The 18101-nt window shown below is 60.3% G+C and carries 31 protein-coding genes; 1 reads left to right on the top strand and 30 read right to left on the bottom strand.

Translation table 11 applies throughout. From position 1 onward, the window contains the following. Positions 1 to 159: 159 nt before the first annotated feature. Positions 160 to 1158, top strand: coding sequence for a porphobilinogen synthase (gene hemB, locus F3J17_RS25770; protein ID WP_167066020.1), 999 nt, complete (start codon positions 160 to 162; stop codon positions 1156 to 1158). A gap of 87 nt (positions 1159 to 1245) precedes the next feature. Here the strand turns inward: hemB and dsbD are convergent, their stop codons facing one another. The 30 genes from dsbD to rplC all read right to left on the bottom strand — a co-directional run bounded on the left by dsbD (position 1246) and on the right by rplC (position 17979). Further along, positions 1246 to 3222 carry a protein-disulfide reductase DsbD gene (dsbD, locus tag F3J17_RS25765; RefSeq protein WP_167065722.1) on the bottom strand — a complete coding sequence of 659 codons (1977 nt, stop codon included), beginning with the start codon at positions 3220 to 3222 and terminating at the stop codon, positions 1246 to 1248. Next, positions 3215 to 3526: a divalent-cation tolerance protein CutA gene (gene cutA, locus F3J17_RS25760; protein WP_167066017.1), complete on the bottom strand. Its 312-nt coding sequence runs from the start codon at positions 3524 to 3526 to the stop codon at positions 3215 to 3217. Before cutA ends, dsbD begins: the two co-directional genes overlap by 8 nt. A gap of 259 nt (positions 3527 to 3785) precedes the next feature. Next, on the bottom strand, positions 3786 to 4178 hold the full coding sequence (gene rplQ / locus F3J17_RS25755) for a 50S ribosomal protein L17 (protein WP_167065719.1): 393 nt from the start codon (positions 4176 to 4178) through the stop codon (positions 3786 to 3788). A gap of 140 nt (positions 4179 to 4318) precedes the next feature. Then, complete coding sequence (rpoA, locus tag F3J17_RS25750) at positions 4319 to 5296, bottom strand: DNA-directed RNA polymerase subunit alpha (protein ID WP_027819335.1); 978 nt, start codon at positions 5294 to 5296, stop codon at positions 4319 to 4321. Between the two features lie 124 nt (positions 5297 to 5420). Continuing rightward, positions 5421 to 6044 (bottom strand): 30S ribosomal protein S4, encoded by a 624-nt coding sequence (rpsD, locus tag F3J17_RS25745; RefSeq protein ID WP_167065715.1) that lies wholly within the window; start codon positions 6042 to 6044, stop codon positions 5421 to 5423. Positions 6045 to 6210: 166 nt separating this feature from the next. Continuing rightward, positions 6211 to 6615 (bottom strand): 30S ribosomal protein S11, encoded by a 405-nt coding sequence (gene rpsK / locus F3J17_RS25740; RefSeq protein ID WP_006052224.1) that lies wholly within the window; start codon positions 6613 to 6615, stop codon positions 6211 to 6213. A gap of 28 nt (positions 6616 to 6643) precedes the next feature. Continuing rightward, positions 6644 to 7009, bottom strand: a complete 366-nt coding sequence (rpsM, locus tag F3J17_RS25735; protein WP_103706958.1) for a 30S ribosomal protein S13 — start codon at positions 7007 to 7009, stop codon at positions 6644 to 6646. 41 nt (positions 7010 to 7050) lie between these two features. After that, complete coding sequence (gene rpmJ, locus F3J17_RS25730) at positions 7051 to 7167, bottom strand: 50S ribosomal protein L36 (RefSeq protein ID WP_027819338.1); 117 nt, start codon at positions 7165 to 7167, stop codon at positions 7051 to 7053. 20 nt (positions 7168 to 7187) lie between these two features. Continuing rightward, on the bottom strand, positions 7188 to 7406 hold the full coding sequence (gene infA, locus F3J17_RS25725; protein ID WP_004521905.1) for a translation initiation factor IF-1: 219 nt from the start codon (positions 7404 to 7406) through the stop codon (positions 7188 to 7190). A 6-nt stretch (positions 7407 to 7412) separates the two neighbouring features. Beyond that, on the bottom strand, positions 7413 to 8759 hold the full coding sequence (gene secY, locus F3J17_RS25720) for a preprotein translocase subunit SecY (RefSeq protein ID WP_167065699.1): 1347 nt from the start codon (positions 8757 to 8759) through the stop codon (positions 7413 to 7415). Between the two features lie 59 nt (positions 8760 to 8818). Further along, positions 8819 to 9253 (bottom strand): 50S ribosomal protein L15, encoded by a 435-nt coding sequence (gene rplO / locus F3J17_RS25715; protein WP_028222618.1) that lies wholly within the window; start codon positions 9251 to 9253, stop codon positions 8819 to 8821. Positions 9254 to 9280: 27 nt separating this feature from the next. Further along, complete coding sequence (gene rpmD, locus F3J17_RS25710; RefSeq protein ID WP_027819341.1) at positions 9281 to 9463, bottom strand: 50S ribosomal protein L30; 183 nt, start codon at positions 9461 to 9463, stop codon at positions 9281 to 9283. A gap of 11 nt (positions 9464 to 9474) precedes the next feature. Next, positions 9475 to 9993 (bottom strand): 30S ribosomal protein S5, encoded by a 519-nt coding sequence (gene rpsE / locus F3J17_RS25705; RefSeq protein WP_028206522.1) that lies wholly within the window; start codon positions 9991 to 9993, stop codon positions 9475 to 9477. A 14-nt stretch (positions 9994 to 10007) separates the two neighbouring features. Next, positions 10008 to 10373 (bottom strand): 50S ribosomal protein L18, encoded by a 366-nt coding sequence (rplR, locus tag F3J17_RS25700; RefSeq protein WP_027819343.1) that lies wholly within the window; start codon positions 10371 to 10373, stop codon positions 10008 to 10010. A 12-nt stretch (positions 10374 to 10385) separates the two neighbouring features. Beyond that, positions 10386 to 10916 (bottom strand): 50S ribosomal protein L6, encoded by a 531-nt coding sequence (rplF, locus tag F3J17_RS25695; protein WP_167065696.1) that lies wholly within the window; start codon positions 10914 to 10916, stop codon positions 10386 to 10388. A gap of 18 nt (positions 10917 to 10934) precedes the next feature. Next, positions 10935 to 11330: a 30S ribosomal protein S8 gene (rpsH, locus tag F3J17_RS25690; RefSeq protein ID WP_027819345.1), complete on the bottom strand. Its 396-nt coding sequence runs from the start codon at positions 11328 to 11330 to the stop codon at positions 10935 to 10937. Positions 11331 to 11344: 14 nt separating this feature from the next. Then, a complete protein-coding gene (gene rpsN, locus F3J17_RS25685; RefSeq protein WP_027819346.1) occupies positions 11345 to 11650 on the bottom strand; it encodes a 30S ribosomal protein S14 in 306 nt (101 codons plus the stop codon). 7 nt (positions 11651 to 11657) lie between these two features. After that, the gene (gene rplE / locus F3J17_RS25680; RefSeq protein WP_069268213.1) at positions 11658 to 12197 is read right to left on the bottom strand and encodes a 50S ribosomal protein L5; all 540 of its coding nucleotides are present in this window, start codon (positions 12195 to 12197) and stop codon (positions 11658 to 11660) included. A gap of 16 nt (positions 12198 to 12213) precedes the next feature. Then, positions 12214 to 12522, bottom strand: a complete 309-nt coding sequence (gene rplX, locus F3J17_RS25675; RefSeq protein WP_167065693.1) for a 50S ribosomal protein L24 — start codon at positions 12520 to 12522, stop codon at positions 12214 to 12216. Positions 12523 to 12531: 9 nt separating this feature from the next. Further along, positions 12532 to 12900 carry a 50S ribosomal protein L14 gene (rplN, locus tag F3J17_RS25670; RefSeq protein ID WP_006998478.1) on the bottom strand — a complete coding sequence of 123 codons (369 nt, stop codon included), beginning with the start codon at positions 12898 to 12900 and terminating at the stop codon, positions 12532 to 12534. A 346-nt stretch (positions 12901 to 13246) separates the two neighbouring features. After that, positions 13247 to 13519, bottom strand: coding sequence for a 30S ribosomal protein S17 (gene rpsQ / locus F3J17_RS25665; RefSeq protein ID WP_027819349.1), 273 nt, complete (start codon positions 13517 to 13519; stop codon positions 13247 to 13249). Next, positions 13516 to 13710 (bottom strand): 50S ribosomal protein L29, encoded by a 195-nt coding sequence (rpmC, locus tag F3J17_RS25660; RefSeq protein ID WP_027819350.1) that lies wholly within the window; start codon positions 13708 to 13710, stop codon positions 13516 to 13518. The genes rpsQ and rpmC overlap by 4 nt, the downstream gene beginning before the upstream one ends. A gap of 10 nt (positions 13711 to 13720) precedes the next feature. Next, positions 13721 to 14137, bottom strand: a complete 417-nt coding sequence (gene rplP, locus F3J17_RS25655; RefSeq protein WP_027819351.1) for a 50S ribosomal protein L16 — start codon at positions 14135 to 14137, stop codon at positions 13721 to 13723. A gap of 2 nt (positions 14138 to 14139) precedes the next feature. Then, positions 14140 to 14919, bottom strand: a complete 780-nt coding sequence (gene rpsC, locus F3J17_RS25650; RefSeq protein ID WP_167065690.1) for a 30S ribosomal protein S3 — start codon at positions 14917 to 14919, stop codon at positions 14140 to 14142. A gap of 11 nt (positions 14920 to 14930) precedes the next feature. Next, positions 14931 to 15260 (bottom strand): 50S ribosomal protein L22, encoded by a 330-nt coding sequence (gene rplV / locus F3J17_RS25645; protein WP_004199272.1) that lies wholly within the window; start codon positions 15258 to 15260, stop codon positions 14931 to 14933. A gap of 12 nt (positions 15261 to 15272) precedes the next feature. Next, positions 15273 to 15548 (bottom strand): 30S ribosomal protein S19, encoded by a 276-nt coding sequence (gene rpsS, locus F3J17_RS25640; protein WP_027797286.1) that lies wholly within the window; start codon positions 15546 to 15548, stop codon positions 15273 to 15275. Positions 15549 to 15558: 10 nt separating this feature from the next. Then, entirely contained in the window at positions 15559 to 16386 is an 828-nt protein-coding gene (rplB, locus tag F3J17_RS25635) for a 50S ribosomal protein L2 (RefSeq protein WP_027819353.1), read from the bottom strand. A 2-nt stretch (positions 16387 to 16388) separates the two neighbouring features. Beyond that, entirely contained in the window at positions 16389 to 16703 is a 315-nt protein-coding gene (gene rplW / locus F3J17_RS25630) for a 50S ribosomal protein L23 (RefSeq protein ID WP_167065687.1), read from the bottom strand. After that, positions 16700 to 17320, bottom strand: coding sequence for a 50S ribosomal protein L4 (rplD, locus tag F3J17_RS25625; protein ID WP_027819355.1), 621 nt, complete (start codon positions 17318 to 17320; stop codon positions 16700 to 16702). Before rplD ends, rplW begins: the two co-directional genes overlap by 4 nt. Next, on the bottom strand, positions 17320 to 17979 hold the full coding sequence (rplC, locus tag F3J17_RS25620; protein ID WP_167065684.1) for a 50S ribosomal protein L3: 660 nt from the start codon (positions 17977 to 17979) through the stop codon (positions 17320 to 17322). The genes rplD and rplC overlap by 1 nt, the downstream gene beginning before the upstream one ends. Positions 17980 to 18101: the final 122 nt, after the last annotated feature.

The following is an 18101-nucleotide window of genomic DNA, read 5'->3' as shown; positions in this document are numbered from 1 at the left end:
GGCTAAACAGCCTTATCGAAAAACGACAGGCACCCGCTCAGGGAGGAGAAGCGGGGAGTCTGGCGCAAGGCGCCTCGCTCGATCGGTATGATATACCATTGTCCTGAAAAGTTTCCTGCGCTCCGGAAGCGCGTTTTGTTTCAAGATAATCCCGCCGACATGAGCTTCTATCCGCATCATCGTCCGCGCCGTATGCGCCGTGACGACTTCTCGCGCCGCCTGATGCGCGAAAACCTCCTGACCACCAACGATCTGATCTATCCCGTGTTTGTCGTCGCGGGCGAGAACGTGCGCGAAGCCGTGCCGTCTATGCCCGGCGTCGAGCGCGTGTCGATCGATCTGCTGATGGGCGTGGCCGAACAATGCGTCGAACTGGGCATCCCGGTGCTGTCGCTGTTCCCCGCCGTCGACCCGGCGCTGAAGACGCCTGACGGCATCGAAGCGACCAACCCCGATGGCGTGATCCCGCGCGCAGTGCGCGAGCTCAAGAAGCGCTTCCCGGATCTGGGCGTGCTGTGCGACGTCGCGCTCGACCCGTACACGAGCCACGGCCAGGACGGCGTGCTCGACGAGAACGGCTACGTCATCAACGACATCACGATCGAGATTCTGGTGGCGCAGGCGCGTGCGCAGGCCGAAGCGGGCGTCGATATCGTCGCGCCTTCGGACATGATGGACGGCCGCATCGGCGCGATCCGCGAGATGCTCGAAAGCGAGAACCACATCCACACGAAGATCATGGCCTACTCGGCCAAGTACGCTTCGGCGTTCTACGGTCCGTTCCGTGACGCGGTGGGTTCGGCATCGAATCTGGGCAAGGGCAACAAGATGACCTACCAGATGGACCCGGCGAACTCGGACGAAGCGCTGCGCGAAGTGCGCCTCGACATCGAGGAAGGCGCGGACATGGTGATGGTCAAGCCCGGTATGCCGTATCTCGATATCGTGCGCCGCGTGAAGGACGAATTCCGCTTCCCGACGTACGTGTACCAGGTGAGCGGCGAATACGCGATGCTCAAGGCCGCCGCGCAAAACGGCTGGCTCGATCACGACAAGGCGATGATGGAATCGCTGCTCGCGTTCAAGCGCGCGGGCGCGGACGGCATCCTCACGTATTTCGCGCTGGACGCAGCGCGACTGTTGCGCGCGCAGAAGTAAGCGGCGCGCCCGTCGCTTCGGCTTCGGCATAAAAAAAGCCACGGTTCGCTGTGGCTTTTTCTTTGGTGCTGGCTTCGTTCGGCGTGCCTACGATTGGCCGCCCGGCAGGTTGAGCAGATTGCGCGAAGGCACCGTCGATGCCGAAGGCGTTTGCGTCGCGATGCCCGCCGCGTCGGCGCCAGGTGCCGGTGCGGCGATACGGTCGAGGCGCGCGAGGAATTTATCGGCGTTCTCATAGCCGACTACGCGCAGCACTTCCTCGCCCTTCGTATCGAAGAAGATGATGCCCGGCGGCCCGAACAGGCCGAAGCGCTTGAGCAGCGCCTGATCCTCGCTGCTATTGGCCGTCACGTCGGCGCGCAGCAGGCCCAGTTGTGCGAGGCGCGCCTGCACGCGCGGGTCGCTGAAGGTGAACTTCTCCATCTCCTTGCAGCTCACGCACCAGTCGGCGTAGAAGTCGAGCATCGAAGGCTTGCCCGCCGTCTTGAGCGCCGCGTCCAGTTGCGCGGACGAGCGCACCGGCGCGAAGCTCAGCGCGTCGGCCTGGGCGGCTGCGTTCGGCGTGGCGGCCGCGCCGCCTTCGTGCGCAGCCAGCACGGCCAGCGGTCGCAGCGGATCGGTCGAGCCCGCCGCCAGTCCGACGATGAGCGTCGCGGCCCAGATGGCGAACGCCGCGCCCAGACCGCGGCCCAGGCGTCGCCAGACATTCGCGCCGCCCGCGTTCGGCGTGAACAGGCCGAGCGCCGCGGCAGCAAAAAGCAGCCACAGCGCGGCCAGCAACATCTGCGCGCTCGCGCCCAGCACCGGCCAGACGATCCACAGCGCCGCCGCGAGCAGCACCACGCCGAAGAACACCTTCACGCCGTCCATCCACGTGCCCGCGCGCGGCAGCAACGTGCCCGCGCCCAGGCCAAGAATCATCAGCGGCACGCCCAGGCCGATACCCATGGCGAACAGCGCCGCCCCGCCCAGCACCGCATTGCCCGTGTGCGCGATGAACGCCAGCACGGCGAAGAGCGGCGCAGTCATGCACGCGCCCACCACCAGCGCCGAAAGAGCGCCCATCACGCCCACCGCGACAAACTTGCCGCCCGAGCGGCCCTGCGACGCGCGCGAGGCGCCGTCCTGCCAGCGCTGCGGCAACGCGACGTCGTAACCGGCGATCAGCATCACGGCGAAGGCCGTCAGCAGCACCGCAAACACGCCGAGCACCCACGGGTTTTGCAGCCACGCACCAAGGCTCTGCCCGACCAGCGCAGCCGCAATGCCGAGCACCGTGTAGACCAGCGCCATCCCGAGCACGTAGACGAACGACAGCGCGAAACCGCGCGTGCGCGTGACCTTCGCCCCTTCACCGACGATGATCGCCGAGAGGATCGGGATCATCGGGTAGGAGCAGGGCAACAGGCTCAGCACCATGCCCGCGACGAAGTACAGGCCGACTACCGCGAAAAAGCCGCCGCCTTGCAGCAGCGATTGCGCGTAGTCCGCGCTGGTAGCGCGATCGTACCAGGGCTGGGTGTTATCGCCTACCGCCGCCGAAACCGACGCCGAAGCTGCAGCGCCCTGGCCCGCGCCCGCCGCCTGAAGCGCCGCGCCGCTCACGTGATAGATGTGCTCGGCAGGCGGATAGCAGATGCCCGCATCGGCGCAACCCTGCGAAGTGACCGCAAGATCGAATGCGCCGCTCGCCGATTTCACCGGCACGTGGATCGTGATCTCGTTGCGATAGGTCTCGACGTTCTTGTTAAAGGTCGGATCGAACTTCACGTGGCCAGGCGGAATCTGCGCGTCGCCGAGTGTTGCCGTGCCGTTGCGCACCGCGAAGGCAAAGCGCTCGCGGTACATGTAGTAACCGTCGGCGATCTTGAAATGCACGTCCACCACGCCCGGCTGCTCGCTGGCGCTGAACGTGAAGGCCTGATCGGGAGGCAGGAAATCGTCGTCGGCGTGCGCGGAGGCCGCGCCGAACAGCAGCGGCAGCACACAGCCAATCAATGCGAGAAAGCTCAGGAACGAGGCGTACGGCGCGGCGCGCAGGCGCCGATCGAAGCGGTTAGACATGGATGGGACGCTGTGTCTCGGCATGCACCCATTGGCCATAGGCGTTCGACGCCGTGGCCTGCCACGAGAGGATCTCGGGCGTCTCGTAGGGATGCTGGGTCTGGATGAACTGTTCGAGCTCGGCCGCGCGCGCGAGACTCGTCTTGAAGAGCAGCTGGATCTCGTCGCCGGACTCGATCTTGCCCTGCCAGTGATATTCCGAACGCACTGCGCCAAGACGCGTCACGCAGGCCGCAAGGCGCGCTTCGAGGACCGCCTTGGACAGCTTCGCGGCGGTGTCCTCGTCGGGCACCGTGGTCAGCATCAAGGTCACACTCGGGGTCACATTGAGGGTCACGACGAACTCCAGCTGGACGCCCCGCGTGCTGCGCAAACTGGCGGGACTGGGGAAAGCAGAACGCTATCGTACCACCGGCGCCAGTTGGCTTTGTTCATGTGCCTGCGGCGCCTTCAGGGAGCAAACGCCCCGGCGCGCGGCTTATTCCGCCGCAGAAAACAAAAAAGCCAGGCTAGGCCTGGCTTTTTAGCGCGCCGCTGAATCCGTGGACTCAGCGACTAGAAGCTTATTCCGCTTCCTGGACGTTCTCTTCCGTGACTTCCGGACGGTCGAGCAGTTCGACCAGTGCCATCGGTGCGTTGTCGCCAACACGGAAACCGAACTTCAGGATACGCAGGTAGCCGCCCGGACGGTTCGCGAAACGCGGACCGAGAACTTCGAACAGCTTCGTGACCGAGTCACGATCGCGCAGGCGGTTGAACGCCAGACGACGGTTTGCCAGCGAAGGCTTCTTGCCGAGCGTGATGAGGGGCTCGACGACCTTACGCAGTTCCTTCGCCTTCGGCAGCGTCGTCTTGATGACTTCGTGCTCGATCAGCGAGTTGGACATGTTACGGAGCATTGCCAGACGGTGGCTGCTCGTGCGGTTCAGTTTCCGCAGACCATGACGGTGACGCATTTCAAATTCCTTGAAACAAAGTTTTAGTCCAGCTCTTCTATCGCCTCATTACAACGCGAGGCACGGGCCGGTACAGAAAAAGGCAAGACGCGGATTCTAAAGGAAAATCCGCGTCCCTGCCACATTACTTACTTGTCGACTTATTTGTCGAGCCCGGCCGGCGGCCAGTTTTCGAGCTTCATGCCGAGCGTGAGACCGCGCGAAGCGAGCACTTCCTTGATCTCGTTGAGCGACTTGCGACCCAGATTCGGGGTCTTGAGCAGCTCGTTCTCGGTACGCTGGATCAGGTCGCCGATGTAGTAGATGTTCTCGGCCTTCAGGCAGTTCGCCGAGCGAACCGTGAGTTCGAGATCGTCCACCGGACGCAGCAGGATCGGATCGATCTGCGGCGCGCGCGACGGAGCTTCCGCCGCCGTTTCGGTGCCTTCCAGTGCAGCGAACACCGACAGCTGATCCACGAGGATGCGCGCCGACTGGCGGATCGCTTCCTCAGGCGAGATCACGCCGTTGGTTTCGATGTTCATCACGAGCTTGTCGAGGTCGGTACGCTGTTCGACACGCGCGCTTTCCACGGCGTAGCTCACGCGGCGAACCGGCGAGAACGACGCGTCCAGGACGATGCGGCCGATGATCTTGGCCGATTCGTCGCCGTAACGGCGCACGTTGCCCGGCACGTAGCCACGGCCCTTCTCGATCTTGATCTGCACGTCGAGCTTGCCGCCCTTCGTCAGATGCGCAACGACGTGTTCCGGGTTGATGACTTCGCAGTCGTGCGAGAGTTCGATGTCGCCAGCGGTGACAACGCCTTCGCCTTCCTTGCGCAGCGTAACCGTCACTTCGTCACGGTTATGCAGCTTGAAGACCACGCCCTTCAGGTTCAACAGCAGGTTGACCACATCCTCTTGCACACCGTCGAGCGTCGAGTATTCGTGCACGACGCCTGCGATCGTCACTTCGGTCGGCGCGTAGCCCACCATCGACGACAGCAGAACGCGCCGGAGCGCGTTACCCAAGGTATGGCCATAACCGCGTTCGAACGGCTCCATGACCACTTTCGCGTGGTTGTCGCCGAGCGATTCCACAGCGATGATCTTGGGTTTCAACAAACTGGTTTGCATAGGTTTTCCTTTTCAATACCCTCGGCTCGTTACACCGATAAGGCTGAGATGGCCACAACCTGAAAAAAACAGCCGAGGCCACCTCCTGCGCGAAGCACAGAGGCTACCCCGGCCGTCAATTCGATTAACGCGAATACAATTCGACGATCAGGCTTTCGTTGATGTCGCCAGCGATGTCGCTGCGCTCCGGCACGCTCTTGAACGTACCTTCGAACTTCTTCGAGTCGACTGCAACCCAACCTGCGATGCCACCTTGCTCTGCCAGCGACAGCGCTTCAGCGATACGAACTTGCTTCTTCGCCTTTTCGCGAACAGCAACGACGTCGCCTGCCTTCACTTGCATCGACGGGATGTTCGCGACGACGCCGTTCAGCGTGAGAGCCTTGTGGCTCACGAGCTGACGCGCTTCAGCGCGGGTCGATGCGAAGCCCATGCGGTACACGACGTTGTCGAGACGCGATTCGAGCAGTTGCAGCAGGTTTTCGCCGGTCGCGCCCTTGCGGCGGTCAGCTTCAGCGAAGTAGCGGCGGAACTGACGTTCCAGCACGCCGTAGATACGCTTCACTTTTTGCTTTTCGCGCAGCTGCGTGCCGTAGTCGGACGTACGAGCGCCCGACGTGCGGCCGTGCTGGCCCGGCTTGCTGTCAAGCTTGCACTTGTCAGCCAGCGAGCGGCGTGCGCTCTTCAGGAAGAGGTCGGTGCCTTCACGGCGGGACAGCTTGGCCTTCGGGCCGATATAACGTGCCACGTTGCTTTCCTTCGATAATTGATCACGCAAAGCCTGCAACGGGGGTGACCCCGCGGCTCGCGCTAGTTCTGCCCTTTGGACAGAACGGTGGGCTTAGTCAATTCAATAGCGCCGAGAGCCTGGGACGCCGTTACCGGCGGCTCAGGCAGTCGGCAAGCGCGACGCCTTAGATACGACGGCGCTTCGGCGGACGGCAGCCGTTGTGCGGGACCGGCGTAACGTCGGAGATCGCGGTGATCTTGATGCCAAGACCATGCAGCGCGCGCACCGCCGATTCGCGACCCGGGCCGGGGCCCTTGATACGCACTTCGAGGTTCTTGACGCCGTATTCCATTGCAACACGGCCAGCCGATTCAGCTGCGACCTGAGCTGCGAAGGGCGTCGACTTACGCGAACCCTTGAAGCCCTGACCGCCCGACGTTGCCCAGGCAAGTGCATTGCCTTGACGATCGGTGATCGTGATGATCGTGTTGTTGAACGACGCGTGAACGTGAACCACGCCCTCGGCGACGTTCTTCTTAACCTTCTTGCGAACGCGTTGCGCCGCGGAGTTGTTCGAAGCCTTAGCCATTACGTTTTCCTGTAACTGTCAGAACCGCTTACTTCTTCAGCGACTGTGCTGCGCGGCGCGGACCCTTGCGCGTACGTGCGTTGGTGCGCGTACGCTGGCCACGCAGGGGCAGGCCCTTGCGATGGCGCACGCCGCGGTAGCAGCCGAGGTCCATCAGGCGCTTGATGTTCATCGTCGTTTCACGGCGCAGATCGCCTTCGACAACAAACTTGCCCACTTCCTCACGCAGCTTTTCGAGATCCGCGTCGTTCAGGTCTTTGACCTTCTTGTTAAACGGCACACCCGCTGCCACGCAGATGTTGCGCGAACGCGTGCGGCCAACACCGAAAATTGCCGTCAGGCCGATTTCAGTGTGCTGGTGGTTCGGGATGTTAACCCCTGCAATACGAGCCATTGTTTTTCCTCAAACAAAAAGCGCAAGCAAAAGCGCGCTGATCAGCCTTGACGCTGCTTGTGGCGCGGGTCCGAGCTGCAGATCACGCGAACGACGCCGTTGCGCTTGATGATTTTGCAGTTGCGGCAAATGCGCTTTACCGATGCCATCACTTTCATGATATTACCCTTTTTCTAAATCACTTCGCCCGGAACACGATCCGCGCACGCGACAGATCGTAAGGCGTCAACTCAACCGTCACCTTGTCGCCGGGAAGAATACGGATGTAGTGCATCCGCATTTTCCCGGAAATATGCCCCAGAACGACATGGCCGTTTTCCAGCTTCACCCGGAAGGTTGCGTTGGGGAGGTTTTCGATGACCTCACCCTGCATCTGGATTACATCGTCTTTGGCCATGTGTTCTTACCGCATCGGGACTCCACCGCCCTTGAAGTTAGCCTTCTTGAGCAGGGATTCATATTGTTGCGACATAACGTACGACTGCACCTGCGCCATGAAGTCCATTGTGACGACGACAATGATCAGCAGCGACGTGCCACCAAAATAAAACGGCACATTCCAGCGCAGCACCAGAAACTCCGGCAACAGGCAGACGAACACGATATAGATCGCACCGGCCAGCGTCAGACGCGTGAGGATGCGGTCGATATAGCGAGCCGTCTGATCGCCCGGGCGGATGCCAGGTACGAACGCGCCACTCTTCTTCAGGTTGTCGGCCGTTTCCCTGCTGTTGAACACCAGAGCGGTGTAAAAGAAGCAGAAGAAGACGATCGCCAACGCATACAGCAACACATACACGGGCTGACCAGGCTTGAGAGCTTCGGCCACGTTGTGCAGTGTGTTCGCGAACCAGCTGTCTCGCGAACCTGAACTAAACCAGTTCAGGATGGTTGCCGGGAACAGGATGATCGACGATGCAAAGATCGGCGGAATCACGCCCGACATGTTCAACTTAAGCGGCAGGTGCGACGACTGCCCACCGTAAATCTTGTTGCCAACCTGACGCTTCGCATAGTTCACGAGGATCTTGCGCTGGCCGCGTTCAATGAACACTACCAGGTACGTCACGGCTGCGATCAGCGCCACGATGATGATCGCCGAGACCGGGCCCATCGAGCCGGTTTGCACCAGCGAGAAGAGACCGCCGATCGCGTTCGGGAAGCCCGCTGCGATCCCGCCGAAGATGATGATCGAGATACCGTTGCCAAGCCCGCGTTCCGTGATCTGCTCACCAAGCCACATCAGGAACATCGTGCCGGTCACCAGAGTCACGACCGTCGTCAAGCGGAACACCATGCCCGGATCGATCACGAGAGCCGGCTGGTTTTCCAGCGCGACTGCAATGCCGAAGGCCTGAAAGGTCGCCAGCACTACCGTGAAGACCCGCGTGTACTGCGTGATCTTGCGTTGTCCAGCCTGCCCTTCCTTCTTCAGCGCCTCGAGCTGCGGCGAGACAATCGCCATCAGCTGCAGGATGATCGACGCCGAGATATACGGCATCACACCCAGCGCGAAGATCGTGAAGCGAGACAGTGCGCCGCCCGAGAACATGTTGAACATGCCAAGGATGCCGCCTGACTGGCTTTGGAAGAGCTTCGCCAGTTGGTCCGGGTCGATGCCCGGCACCGGAATGTGCGCGCCGATACGATAAACGACCAACGCCAGCAGCAAGAACATTGCACGCCGGCGCAGGTCGCCGAACTTCGGAGCGCTGCGACCGGTTTTTGCGAGACTCGGGCTGTTAGCCAAGTAGCTTCTCCGATGCAGATGTTAGTGACGGCGGGCAAGCCCGCACGCACCACTCACAATCACTCGGCAAAAGAACCGCCTGCTGCTTCGATCGCAGCACGCGCATTCTTCGTCGCACCCAGGCCCTTGACCACGACCTTGCGCTTGATCTCGCCGGTGGCGATGATCTTTGCGGAACGGGTCATTTCGCCAACGAGGCCTGCCTGCTTGAGAGCCAGCAGATCGATTTCGTCGACCGGCAGCTTCTCGATGTCAGCGAGACGCACTTCACCAACGAATTCCTTCGTCAGCGAGGTGAAGCCACGCTTCGGCAGACGACGCTGCAGAGGCATCTGACCGCCTTCGAAGCCGACTTTGTGGAAGCCGCCCGAACGCGATTTCTGACCCTTGTGACCACGGCCAGCGGTCTTGCCGAGGCCGGAGCCGATGCCGCGACCGACGCGACGCTTTGCGTGCTTCGCGCCTTCTGCCGGCTTCAGGTTATTCAATTCCATTTTCAACTCCTGGAGTCCTGGTCGGGCTTAGCCGATGACCTTGACGAGGTACGAGACCTTGTTGATCATGCCGCGCACTGCCGGCGTGTCCTGCAGCTCGGAGACCGAGTTCAGGCGGCGCAGGCCGAGACCGCGCACAGTGGCACGGTGCGTATCGCGGGTCCCAATCAGGCTCTTGACGAGCTGAACCTTGACAGTTTTTTCAGACATAGTGTCCACCCTTAGCCCAGAATGTCTTCGACGGACTTGCCGCGCTTCGCCGCGATGTCAGCCGGGGTCGACTGCTTGCGCAGACCGTCCAGCGTGGCGCGAACGAGGTTGTACGGGTTCGTCGAACCGTGGCTCTTCGCCACGACGTTCTGCACGCCCATCACGTCGAACACTGCGCGCATCGGGCCGCCGGCGATCACGCCCGTACCTGCCTTCGCCGGAGCGAGGAGGACGACCGATGCGCCATGCTTGCCGTGCACTTCGTGTTGCAGGGTGCCGTTCTTCAGGGGCACCTTGAACATGTTGCGACGAGCTTGTTCCATCGCCTTCTGGACAGCGACGGGCACTTCTTTCGACTTGCCCTTGCCCATACCGACGCGGCCATCACCATCGCCAACCACGGTCAGTGCGGCGAAGCCGAGAATACGGCCACCCTTCACGACCTTGGTCACGCGATTGACCGAAATCATTTTTTCACGAAGGCCGTCGTCGCGTTCGTCAGCCTGAACTTTCGCTTGCATCTTTGCCATGACGAATTCCTTCCTTAGAACTTGAGCCCGGCTTCGCGCGCAGCATCAGCCAGCGCCTTGACGCGGCCGTGATAGCGGAAACCCGAGCGGTCAAAGGCGACGGATTCGATGCCGGCGGCCTTAGCCTTTTCTGCAATACGCTTGCCGATCAGCGAAGCAGCAGCGACGTTGCCGCCCTTGCCCGACTGGTCAGCCAGTTGCGCACGCACTTCGGCTTCAAGCGTCGACGCGCTGGCCAGCACCTTGGTGCCGCAGGGCGAGAACACTTGCGCATAGATGTGCGTGTTCGTGCGATGCACGGCCAGACGCGCGACCTGCAGCTCAGCGATCTTGAGACGCGTCTGACGAGCGCGGCGCAGGCGAGATTGAGTCTTATCCATGATTGCGCACCCTTACTTCTTCTTCGTTTCTTTGAGGATCACAACCTCGTTGGCGTAACGCACACCCTTGCCCTTATAGGGCTCCGGCGGGCGATAACCACGCACTTCGGCAGCGGTCTGGCCAACTTTTTGCTTGTCGATCCCCTTGATCACGATTTCCGTTTGCGACGGGGTCTCGGCCTTGACGCCTTCCGGCATCTGGTGCACCACGGGGTGCGAGAAACCCAGCGACAGGTTCAGCTTGTCGCCTTGCGCTTGAGCACGGTAACCGACGCCAACCAGCGTCAGCTTGCGCTCAAAACCCTTCGTCACGCCTTGCACCATGTTCGCGACAATCGCGCGCATCGTGCCAGACATCGCATTTGCTTCGCGGCTGTCGTCGGTCGGCTCGAACTTGAGCTGACCGTCTTCGTTCACCACCTTCACGAGGCGGTTCGCAGCCTGCGAAATCGTACCCAGCGCGCCCTTGACGGTAATCTTCTCGTCGCTGAGCGTCGCTTCTGCGCCTTGCAGCGCGACCGGGCTCTTACCTACTCGAGACATGTTTCTTCTCCTTAGGTCTTAAGCGACGTAGCAGATAACTTCGCCGCCGACGCCAGTAGCGCGCGCCTTGCGGTCCGTCATCACACCCTTCGGCGTCGAGACGATCGCAACGCCCAGGCCATTCATGACCTGCGGGATGTCGTTGCGGCCGCGGTACACGCGCAGACCCGGCTTCGAGACGCGTTCGATGCGCTCGATAACGGGACGGCCAGCGTAGTACTTCAACGCGATGTTCAATTCCGACTTCGCACCTTCGGTCTTCACCGCGAAGTCGTCGATATAACCTTCGTCCTTCAGAACCTGCGCAATCGCAATCTTCACTTTCGACGAGGGCATAGCAACCGAAACCTTCTCGACCATCTGCGCATTGCGGATGCGAGTCAGCATATCGGCGATAGGATCACTCATGCTCATTTATGTTTCTCCTATTACCAGCTCGCCTTGGTGATGCCAGGGATCTCACCACGGAACGCGATTTCACGAATCTTGTTACGTGCGAGACCGAATTTGCGGAACGTACCACGCGGACGACCCGTGATCGCGCAGCGGTTACGCTTGCGGGTCGGGTTCGAGTTGCGCGGCAGTTGTTGCAGTTCGAGGCGAGCTGCGTAACGCTCTTCTTCCGACTTGCTTTGGTCGTCGATGATCGCCTTCAGCTCTGCACGCTTCGGTGCAAATTTCGCTGCCAGACGAGCGCGCTTCTTTTCACGTTCGATCAGTGCCAGTTTAGCCACGGTAACCTCAGTTGCGGAACGGGAACTTGAAGCCGGCGAGCAGTGCCTTTGCTTCTTCGTCGGTCTTCGCGGTCGTCGTGATGCTGATGTTCAGCCCACGCAGTGCGTCGATCTTGTCGTAGTCAATTTCGGGGAAAATGATCTGCTCTTTCACACCGATGTTGTAGTTACCACGGCCGTCGAACGCCTTGCCCGACACGCCACGGAAGTCGCGCACACGGGGGAGCGCAACCGTCACGAAACGGTCCAGGAATTCGTACATGGCATTGCCACGCAGGGTAACCATCGTGCCAATCGGGTAGCCTTCGCGGATCTTGAAACCAGCGATTGCCTTACGCGACTTGGTGATGACGGGCTTCTGGCCGGCGATCTTCGTGAGGTCGCCAACGGCGTGCTCAAGGACCTTCTTGTCAGCGACGGCTTCACCAACACCCATGTTCAGGGTGATCTTGGTGAGGCGCGGCACTTCCATGACCGACTTGTAACCGAACTTCTCGATCAGGCCAGGAACGACCTTCTCTTTATAAAATTCTTGCAAACGTGCCATTTTTTACTCCGCAGCGTCAGGCGCTCAGGACAGCACCGGTCGTCTTCAGGAAACGAACCTTCTTGTCCCCTTCGACCTTGATGCCCACGCGCGACGGCTTACCGTTCGCGTCGACCAATGCGACGTTCGAGATAGCCAGCGGCATTGCCTTGGCTTCCACGCCACCCGTCGTACCCTTCATCGGGTTCGGCTTAACATGCTTTTTAGCGATGTTGATGCCTTCGACAGTAACGCGCTCTTCGCCGATGGCGATCACGACACCGCGCTTGCCCTTGTCTTTGCCAGTGACGACGATGACTTCGTCACCCTTGCGAATCTTGTTCATCGCGACTCCTTACAGCACTTCCGGCGCCAGCGAAACGATCTTCATGAATCGTTCGCTACGCAGCTCACGCGTGACCGGCCCGAAAATGCGGGTGCCGATCGGCTCAAGCTTGGTATTCAAAAGCACGGCGGCGTTGCCATCGAACTTGATCAGCGAGCCGTCTTGACGGCGCACGCCCTTCGCGGTGCGAACCACAACAGCGTTGTAGATTTCGCCCTTTTTCACGCGCCCGCGCGGCGTTGCTTCCTTGACGGTCACCTTGATGATGTCGCCAATGCTGGCATAACGACGCTTCGAGCCGCCGAGCACCTTGATGCACATGACTTCACGCGCACCCGTGTTGTCGGCTACTTCAAGCCGAGTTTCGGTCTGGATCATGGTTTATCTTTCCCAACTTAATCCGGGTGCGCCACCATGGCACATCCGGTCAGTCTTGGTCCCGTCAGCCGCGCCGCCACTAGAACGACCGCTCAGCTGCTTGGGTAAGAACAGCAGCGACGGCAAACGAAACCGGCCATCGCATTCCGGTGAATCTTGCAGATCCGGACTGGCGTCCGAACCACCTCCCCCACTACTTCCGCTCGTTGCTTTGCCAACAACGCGCCCATAAAGAGGGAAGACCAAGACTATAACTCGATAGCCTTGGTCTTGCAAGCGAAATCTTCAGCGATTTCAACAACTTCTGCACCCCGGAGAAAGGCTCCCCGGGATGTTGCATCACTTTTTAGATGATGCGAGCCGCTTCGAGCAGCTTCGACACGGTCCAGGCCTTCGTCTTCGAGAGAGGACGGGTCTCCTGGATTTCAACGAGGTCACCCTCGTTGTACGTGTTCGCTTCGTCGTGAGCGTGGTACTTCTTCGACTGCACGACGTACTTGCCGTAGATCGGGTGCTTGACGCGACGCTCGACCAGGACGGTGACCGTCTTGTCCATCTTGTTGCTGACGACCTTGCCGACCAGCGTTCGCTTAAGCGAGGTTTTCACGCTTTCGTTCATTTCTGGTTCGCCTTCTGAGTCAGGACGGTCCGCACACGTGCGATGTCGCGACGAACCTTCTTCAGCTGGCTCGTGTTCGTGAGCTGCTGGGTCGCGAGTTGCATGCGCAGGCCGAATTGCGCCTTCAAGAGGTCCGACAGCTCTTGGTCGAGCGCGGCCTTGTCTTTCTGAAGAAGTTCAGATGCCTTCATCAATCACTCCTTAGGCGCCGAGCTGGCGAACCATGAAGACCGTCTTCAGCGGCAGCTTGGCTGCAGCCAGACGGAAGGCTTCACGGGCCAGTTCTTCGGACACACCATCCATTTCATACAGCATCTTGCCCGGCTGAATCTCAGCGACGTAGTACTCAGGGTTACCCTTACCGTTACCCATACGCACTTCCGCCGGCTTTTGCGAGATCGGCTTATCCGGGAAGATACGGATCCAGATGCGGCCACCACGCTTGATGTGACGCGTCATTGCACGACGTGCCGATTCAATCTGGCGTGCGGTCAGGCGACCACGACCGATAGCCTTCAGACCGTATTCACCGAACGAAACCGCGTTGCCGCGCGTTGCGATACCGGTGTTACGACCCTTCTGCTCTTTGCGATACTTCCTGCGTTTCGGTTGCAGCATCGTTATTCTCCAGTCTTGCCGTCACGACGCGGAGCGCCACGACGTGCGCCCGGTGCGCCTTCGCCATCACGGCGCGGACGACGGTCGCCCGGACGTGCGTTACGGCGCGGACGCTTTTCTTCGGCGACTTCTTCAACCACCGGTGCGTCGTTACGGCCGAGCGTATCGCCCTTGTAGACCCAAACCTTCACGCCGATGATGCCGTACGTCGTCTTCGCTTCCGAGGTTGCGTAGTCGATGTCAGCACGCAGCGTGTGAAGCGGCACTCGACCTTCGCGGTACCATTCGGTACGTGCGATTTCGATACCGTTCAGACGGCCGGCGCTCATGATCTTGATGCCTTGGGCACCCAGACGCATCGCGTTCTGCATCGCGCGCTTCATTGCGCGACGGAACATGATGCGGCGCTCGAGCTGTTGCGTAATCGAGTCGGCGATCAGTTGCGCATCGGTTTCCGGCTTGCGGATTTCTTCGATGTTGACGTGAACCGGCACGCCCATACGCTTTTGCAGTTCGGCCTTGAGGAGTTCGATGTCCTCGCCCTTCTTGCCGATAACCACACCCGGACGCGAGCTGTAAATCGTGATGCGAGCGTTCTTAGCCGGACGCTCGATCACAACACGGCCCACCGAAGCGTTCTTCAGCTTCTTCTTCAGGTATTCACGAACACCGATGTCTTCCTTCAACATCGCCGCGAAATTGTTGTTGTTCGCGTACCAACGCGAAGCCCAATTGCGGCTGACGGCCAAACGGAAGCCAGTCGGATGAATTTTCTGTCCCATCGTATGGCTCCTTAATTCCCGACCGTCACAGTGATGTGACACGATTGCTTCTCGATGCGGTTACCGCGACCCTTAGCGCGTGCGGTAAAACGCTTCAGCGAAGCAGCCTTGTCGACGTAGATGCTCTTGATCTTGAGCTCGTCGATATCGGCGCCTTCGTTGTGCTCCGCATTGGCGATTGCCGAGAGCACAACCTTTTTCACGATGCCAGCCGCTTTCTTCGGCGAGAACGTCAGAACGTTCAGCGCCTTGTCGACCGGCAGACCGCGGATCTGGTCAGCCACAAGGCGCGTTTTTTGCGCCGAGATGCGGGCACCGCGATGAATTGCCTTCACTTCCATCTTGATAGCCCCTTATTTCTTGGCCTTCTTGTCGGCCGCGTGACCCTTGAACGTACGGGTCAGTGCGAACTCGCCAAGCTTGTGGCCGACCATGTTTTCCGTGACATACACGGGAACGTGTTGACGGCCGTTATGAACGGCGATCGTCAGGCCGATGAAATCCGGCAGGATCGTCGAACGACGCGACCAGGTCTTGATCGGTTTCTTGTCGCGCGTTGCTGCAGCCGCCTCAACCTTCTTCAGCAAATGGGCGTCGCAGAACGGACCTTTCTTAATAGAACGTGCCATTGCCTACTCCTTAACGCTTGTGACGGCGCTGGACGATCATGCTCGTCGTGCGCTTGTTGCTGCGGGTGCGGTAGCCCTTAGCCGGCGTGCCCCACGGGCTAACCGGATCGCGACCAGCAGCAGTCTTGCCCTCACCACCACCGTGCGGGTGGTCGACCGGGTTCATTGCAACGCCACGGACCGTCGGGCGGATACCGCGCCAGCGGTTCGCGCCAGCCTTACCGATTTGACGGAGGCTGTGCTCTTCGTTGCCGACTTCACCGATCGTTGCGCGGCATTCGACGTGGACGCGACGGATTTCACCCGAGCGCAGGCGAACCTGAGCGTAGATGCCTTCGCGTGCCAGCAGCATTGCCGACGTACCAGCCGAACGCGCGATCTGCGCGCCCTTGCCCGGCAGCATTTCGATGCAGTGGATCGTCGTACCGACCGGAATGTTGCGGATCGGCAGGGTGTTGCCTGCGCGGATCGGTGCTTCCGAACCCGACATCAGCTGCGTGCCAACCGTCACGCCCTTCGGCGCGATGATGTAGCGGCGCTCGCCGTCTGCGTACAGAACCAGCGCGATGTTCGCGCTACGGTTCGGGTCATATTCCAGACGCTCAACCTTCGCTGCGATACCGTCCTTGTTGCGACGGAAATCGATCAGACGGTAGTGCTGCTTGTGACCACCACCCTGGTGACGCGTCGTGATACGACCGTTGTTGTTACGACCAGCCTTCGAGGACTTCTTTTCGAGCAGCGCTGCGAACGGCGCACCCTTATGGAGGTCCTTGTTGACGATCTTGACCATCGCGCGGCGACCCGGCGAAGTCGGCTTAACTTTAACGATTGCCATGATTACTTGGCCTCCGCTTCAAAGTTGATTTCCTGGCCGGGCTTCAGGCAGACATACGCCTTCTTGACGTCCTTGCGCTTGCCGTTGAAACGGCCGAAACGCTTGGCCTTGCCCTTCTGGACAAGCATGTTCACCGACTTGACTTCGACCTTGAACATCAGCTCGACGGCAGCCTTGACTTCCTGCTTGTTCGCGTCCGGCGCGACTTCGAAGACGACTTGTTCGTTCTTCTCAGCCACCAGGGTCGCCTTTTCGGAGATCACCGGTGCGAGCAGGACCTGCATCAAACGATGATCGTTCTTGCGAATCTCGCTCATGACAGCAACTCCTCGATCTGGGCAACCGCAGCCTTCGTGATCAGGATCTTCTTAAAGTAGATCAGCGAGAGCGGGTCGGCAAAGCGCGGCTCAACGACTGCCACGTGGGGCAGGTTGCGCGACGCCAGGAACAGGTTCTCGTCGACCGTGTCGGTGATGACCAGCACGGATTCGAGACCCATGGCCTTGAACTTTTCGGCCAGCAGCTTCGTCTTCGGTGCTTCGAGCGAAAACTCTTCGACGACCGAGATGCGGCCTTCACGGGCCAGCTGCGAGAAGATCGAGCAGAGGCCTGCGCGATGCATCTTCTTGTTGACCTTGTGAGCGAAGTTTTCTTCCGGCGAATTCGGGAAGATGCGACCACCGCCACGCCACAACGGGCTCGACGACATACCGGCACGAGCGCGGCCCGTACCCTTCTGACGCCACGGCTTCTTGGTGGTGTGCTTGACCTGCTCACGGTCCTTCTGCGCGCGGTTACCGCTGCGCGCGTTCGCCTGATAGGCGACAACGATCTGGTGAATCAGCGCTTCGTTGTAGTCACGGCCGAACACGACGTCCGACGCGTTAACTGCTGCGCCATCCTGACCATTAGCGTTCAGGAGCTTCAGTTCCATTATTGCGCTCCTTTCTTGACGCGTGCCTTGACAGCCGGCGTCACGAAAACCTTGCCGCCCTTTGCACCCGGGACAGCACCCTTGACCAGCAGCAGCTTGCGCTCTGCGTCAATACGGGCGATTTCGAGGTTTTGCACCGTCACGGTTTCGTCACCCATGTGACCGGTCATGCGCTTACCCGGGAAAACACGACCCGGATCCTGCGCCATACCGATCGAGCCCGGCACATTGTGCGAGCGCGAGTTACCGTGCGAAGCACGGCCGGACGCGAAGTTGTAACGCTTGATGGTACCGGCGTAGCCCTTACCGATCGAGGTGCCTTGCACGTCGACCTTCTGGCCTTCCGAGAAGAGATCCACACCGATCACGGCGCCATTCGACAGTTCGGCGGCCTTAGCGGCGTCGATCTGGAATTCCTTGAGGATTTCACCGGCTTGAACACCGGCTTTGGCGAGATGACCTGCGATCGGCTTCGTCACGCGCGAAGCGCGGCGCGTACCGAACGCAACCTGCACGGCCGTGTAGCCGTCGGTTTCAACAGTCTTGATCTGCGTCACGCGGTTGTCGGACACGTCCAGCACGGTCACGGGAATCGAATCCCCGTCAGCCGTGAAGATGCGCGTCATGCCAACCTTGCGACCTACGAGTCCAAGGCTCATCGTTTTCTCCATTCCCGACTGCGATTGGTCGGGGCTAATTTACAAAGTACCGGCATGTTTGCGGGGTAAAGGCCCACAAAGACACACCGATTTTTTGCGCAAATGCGCGAAAAGACGTCAAG

It is taken from the genome of Burkholderia sp. Ax-1719 (assembly GCF_011753055.1).
Classification (GTDB): Bacteria; Pseudomonadota; Gammaproteobacteria; order Burkholderiales; family Burkholderiaceae; genus Paraburkholderia.
Note: the sequence above shows the minus strand (reverse complement) of the source record. Positions and strands in the feature narration are given on the sequence as shown.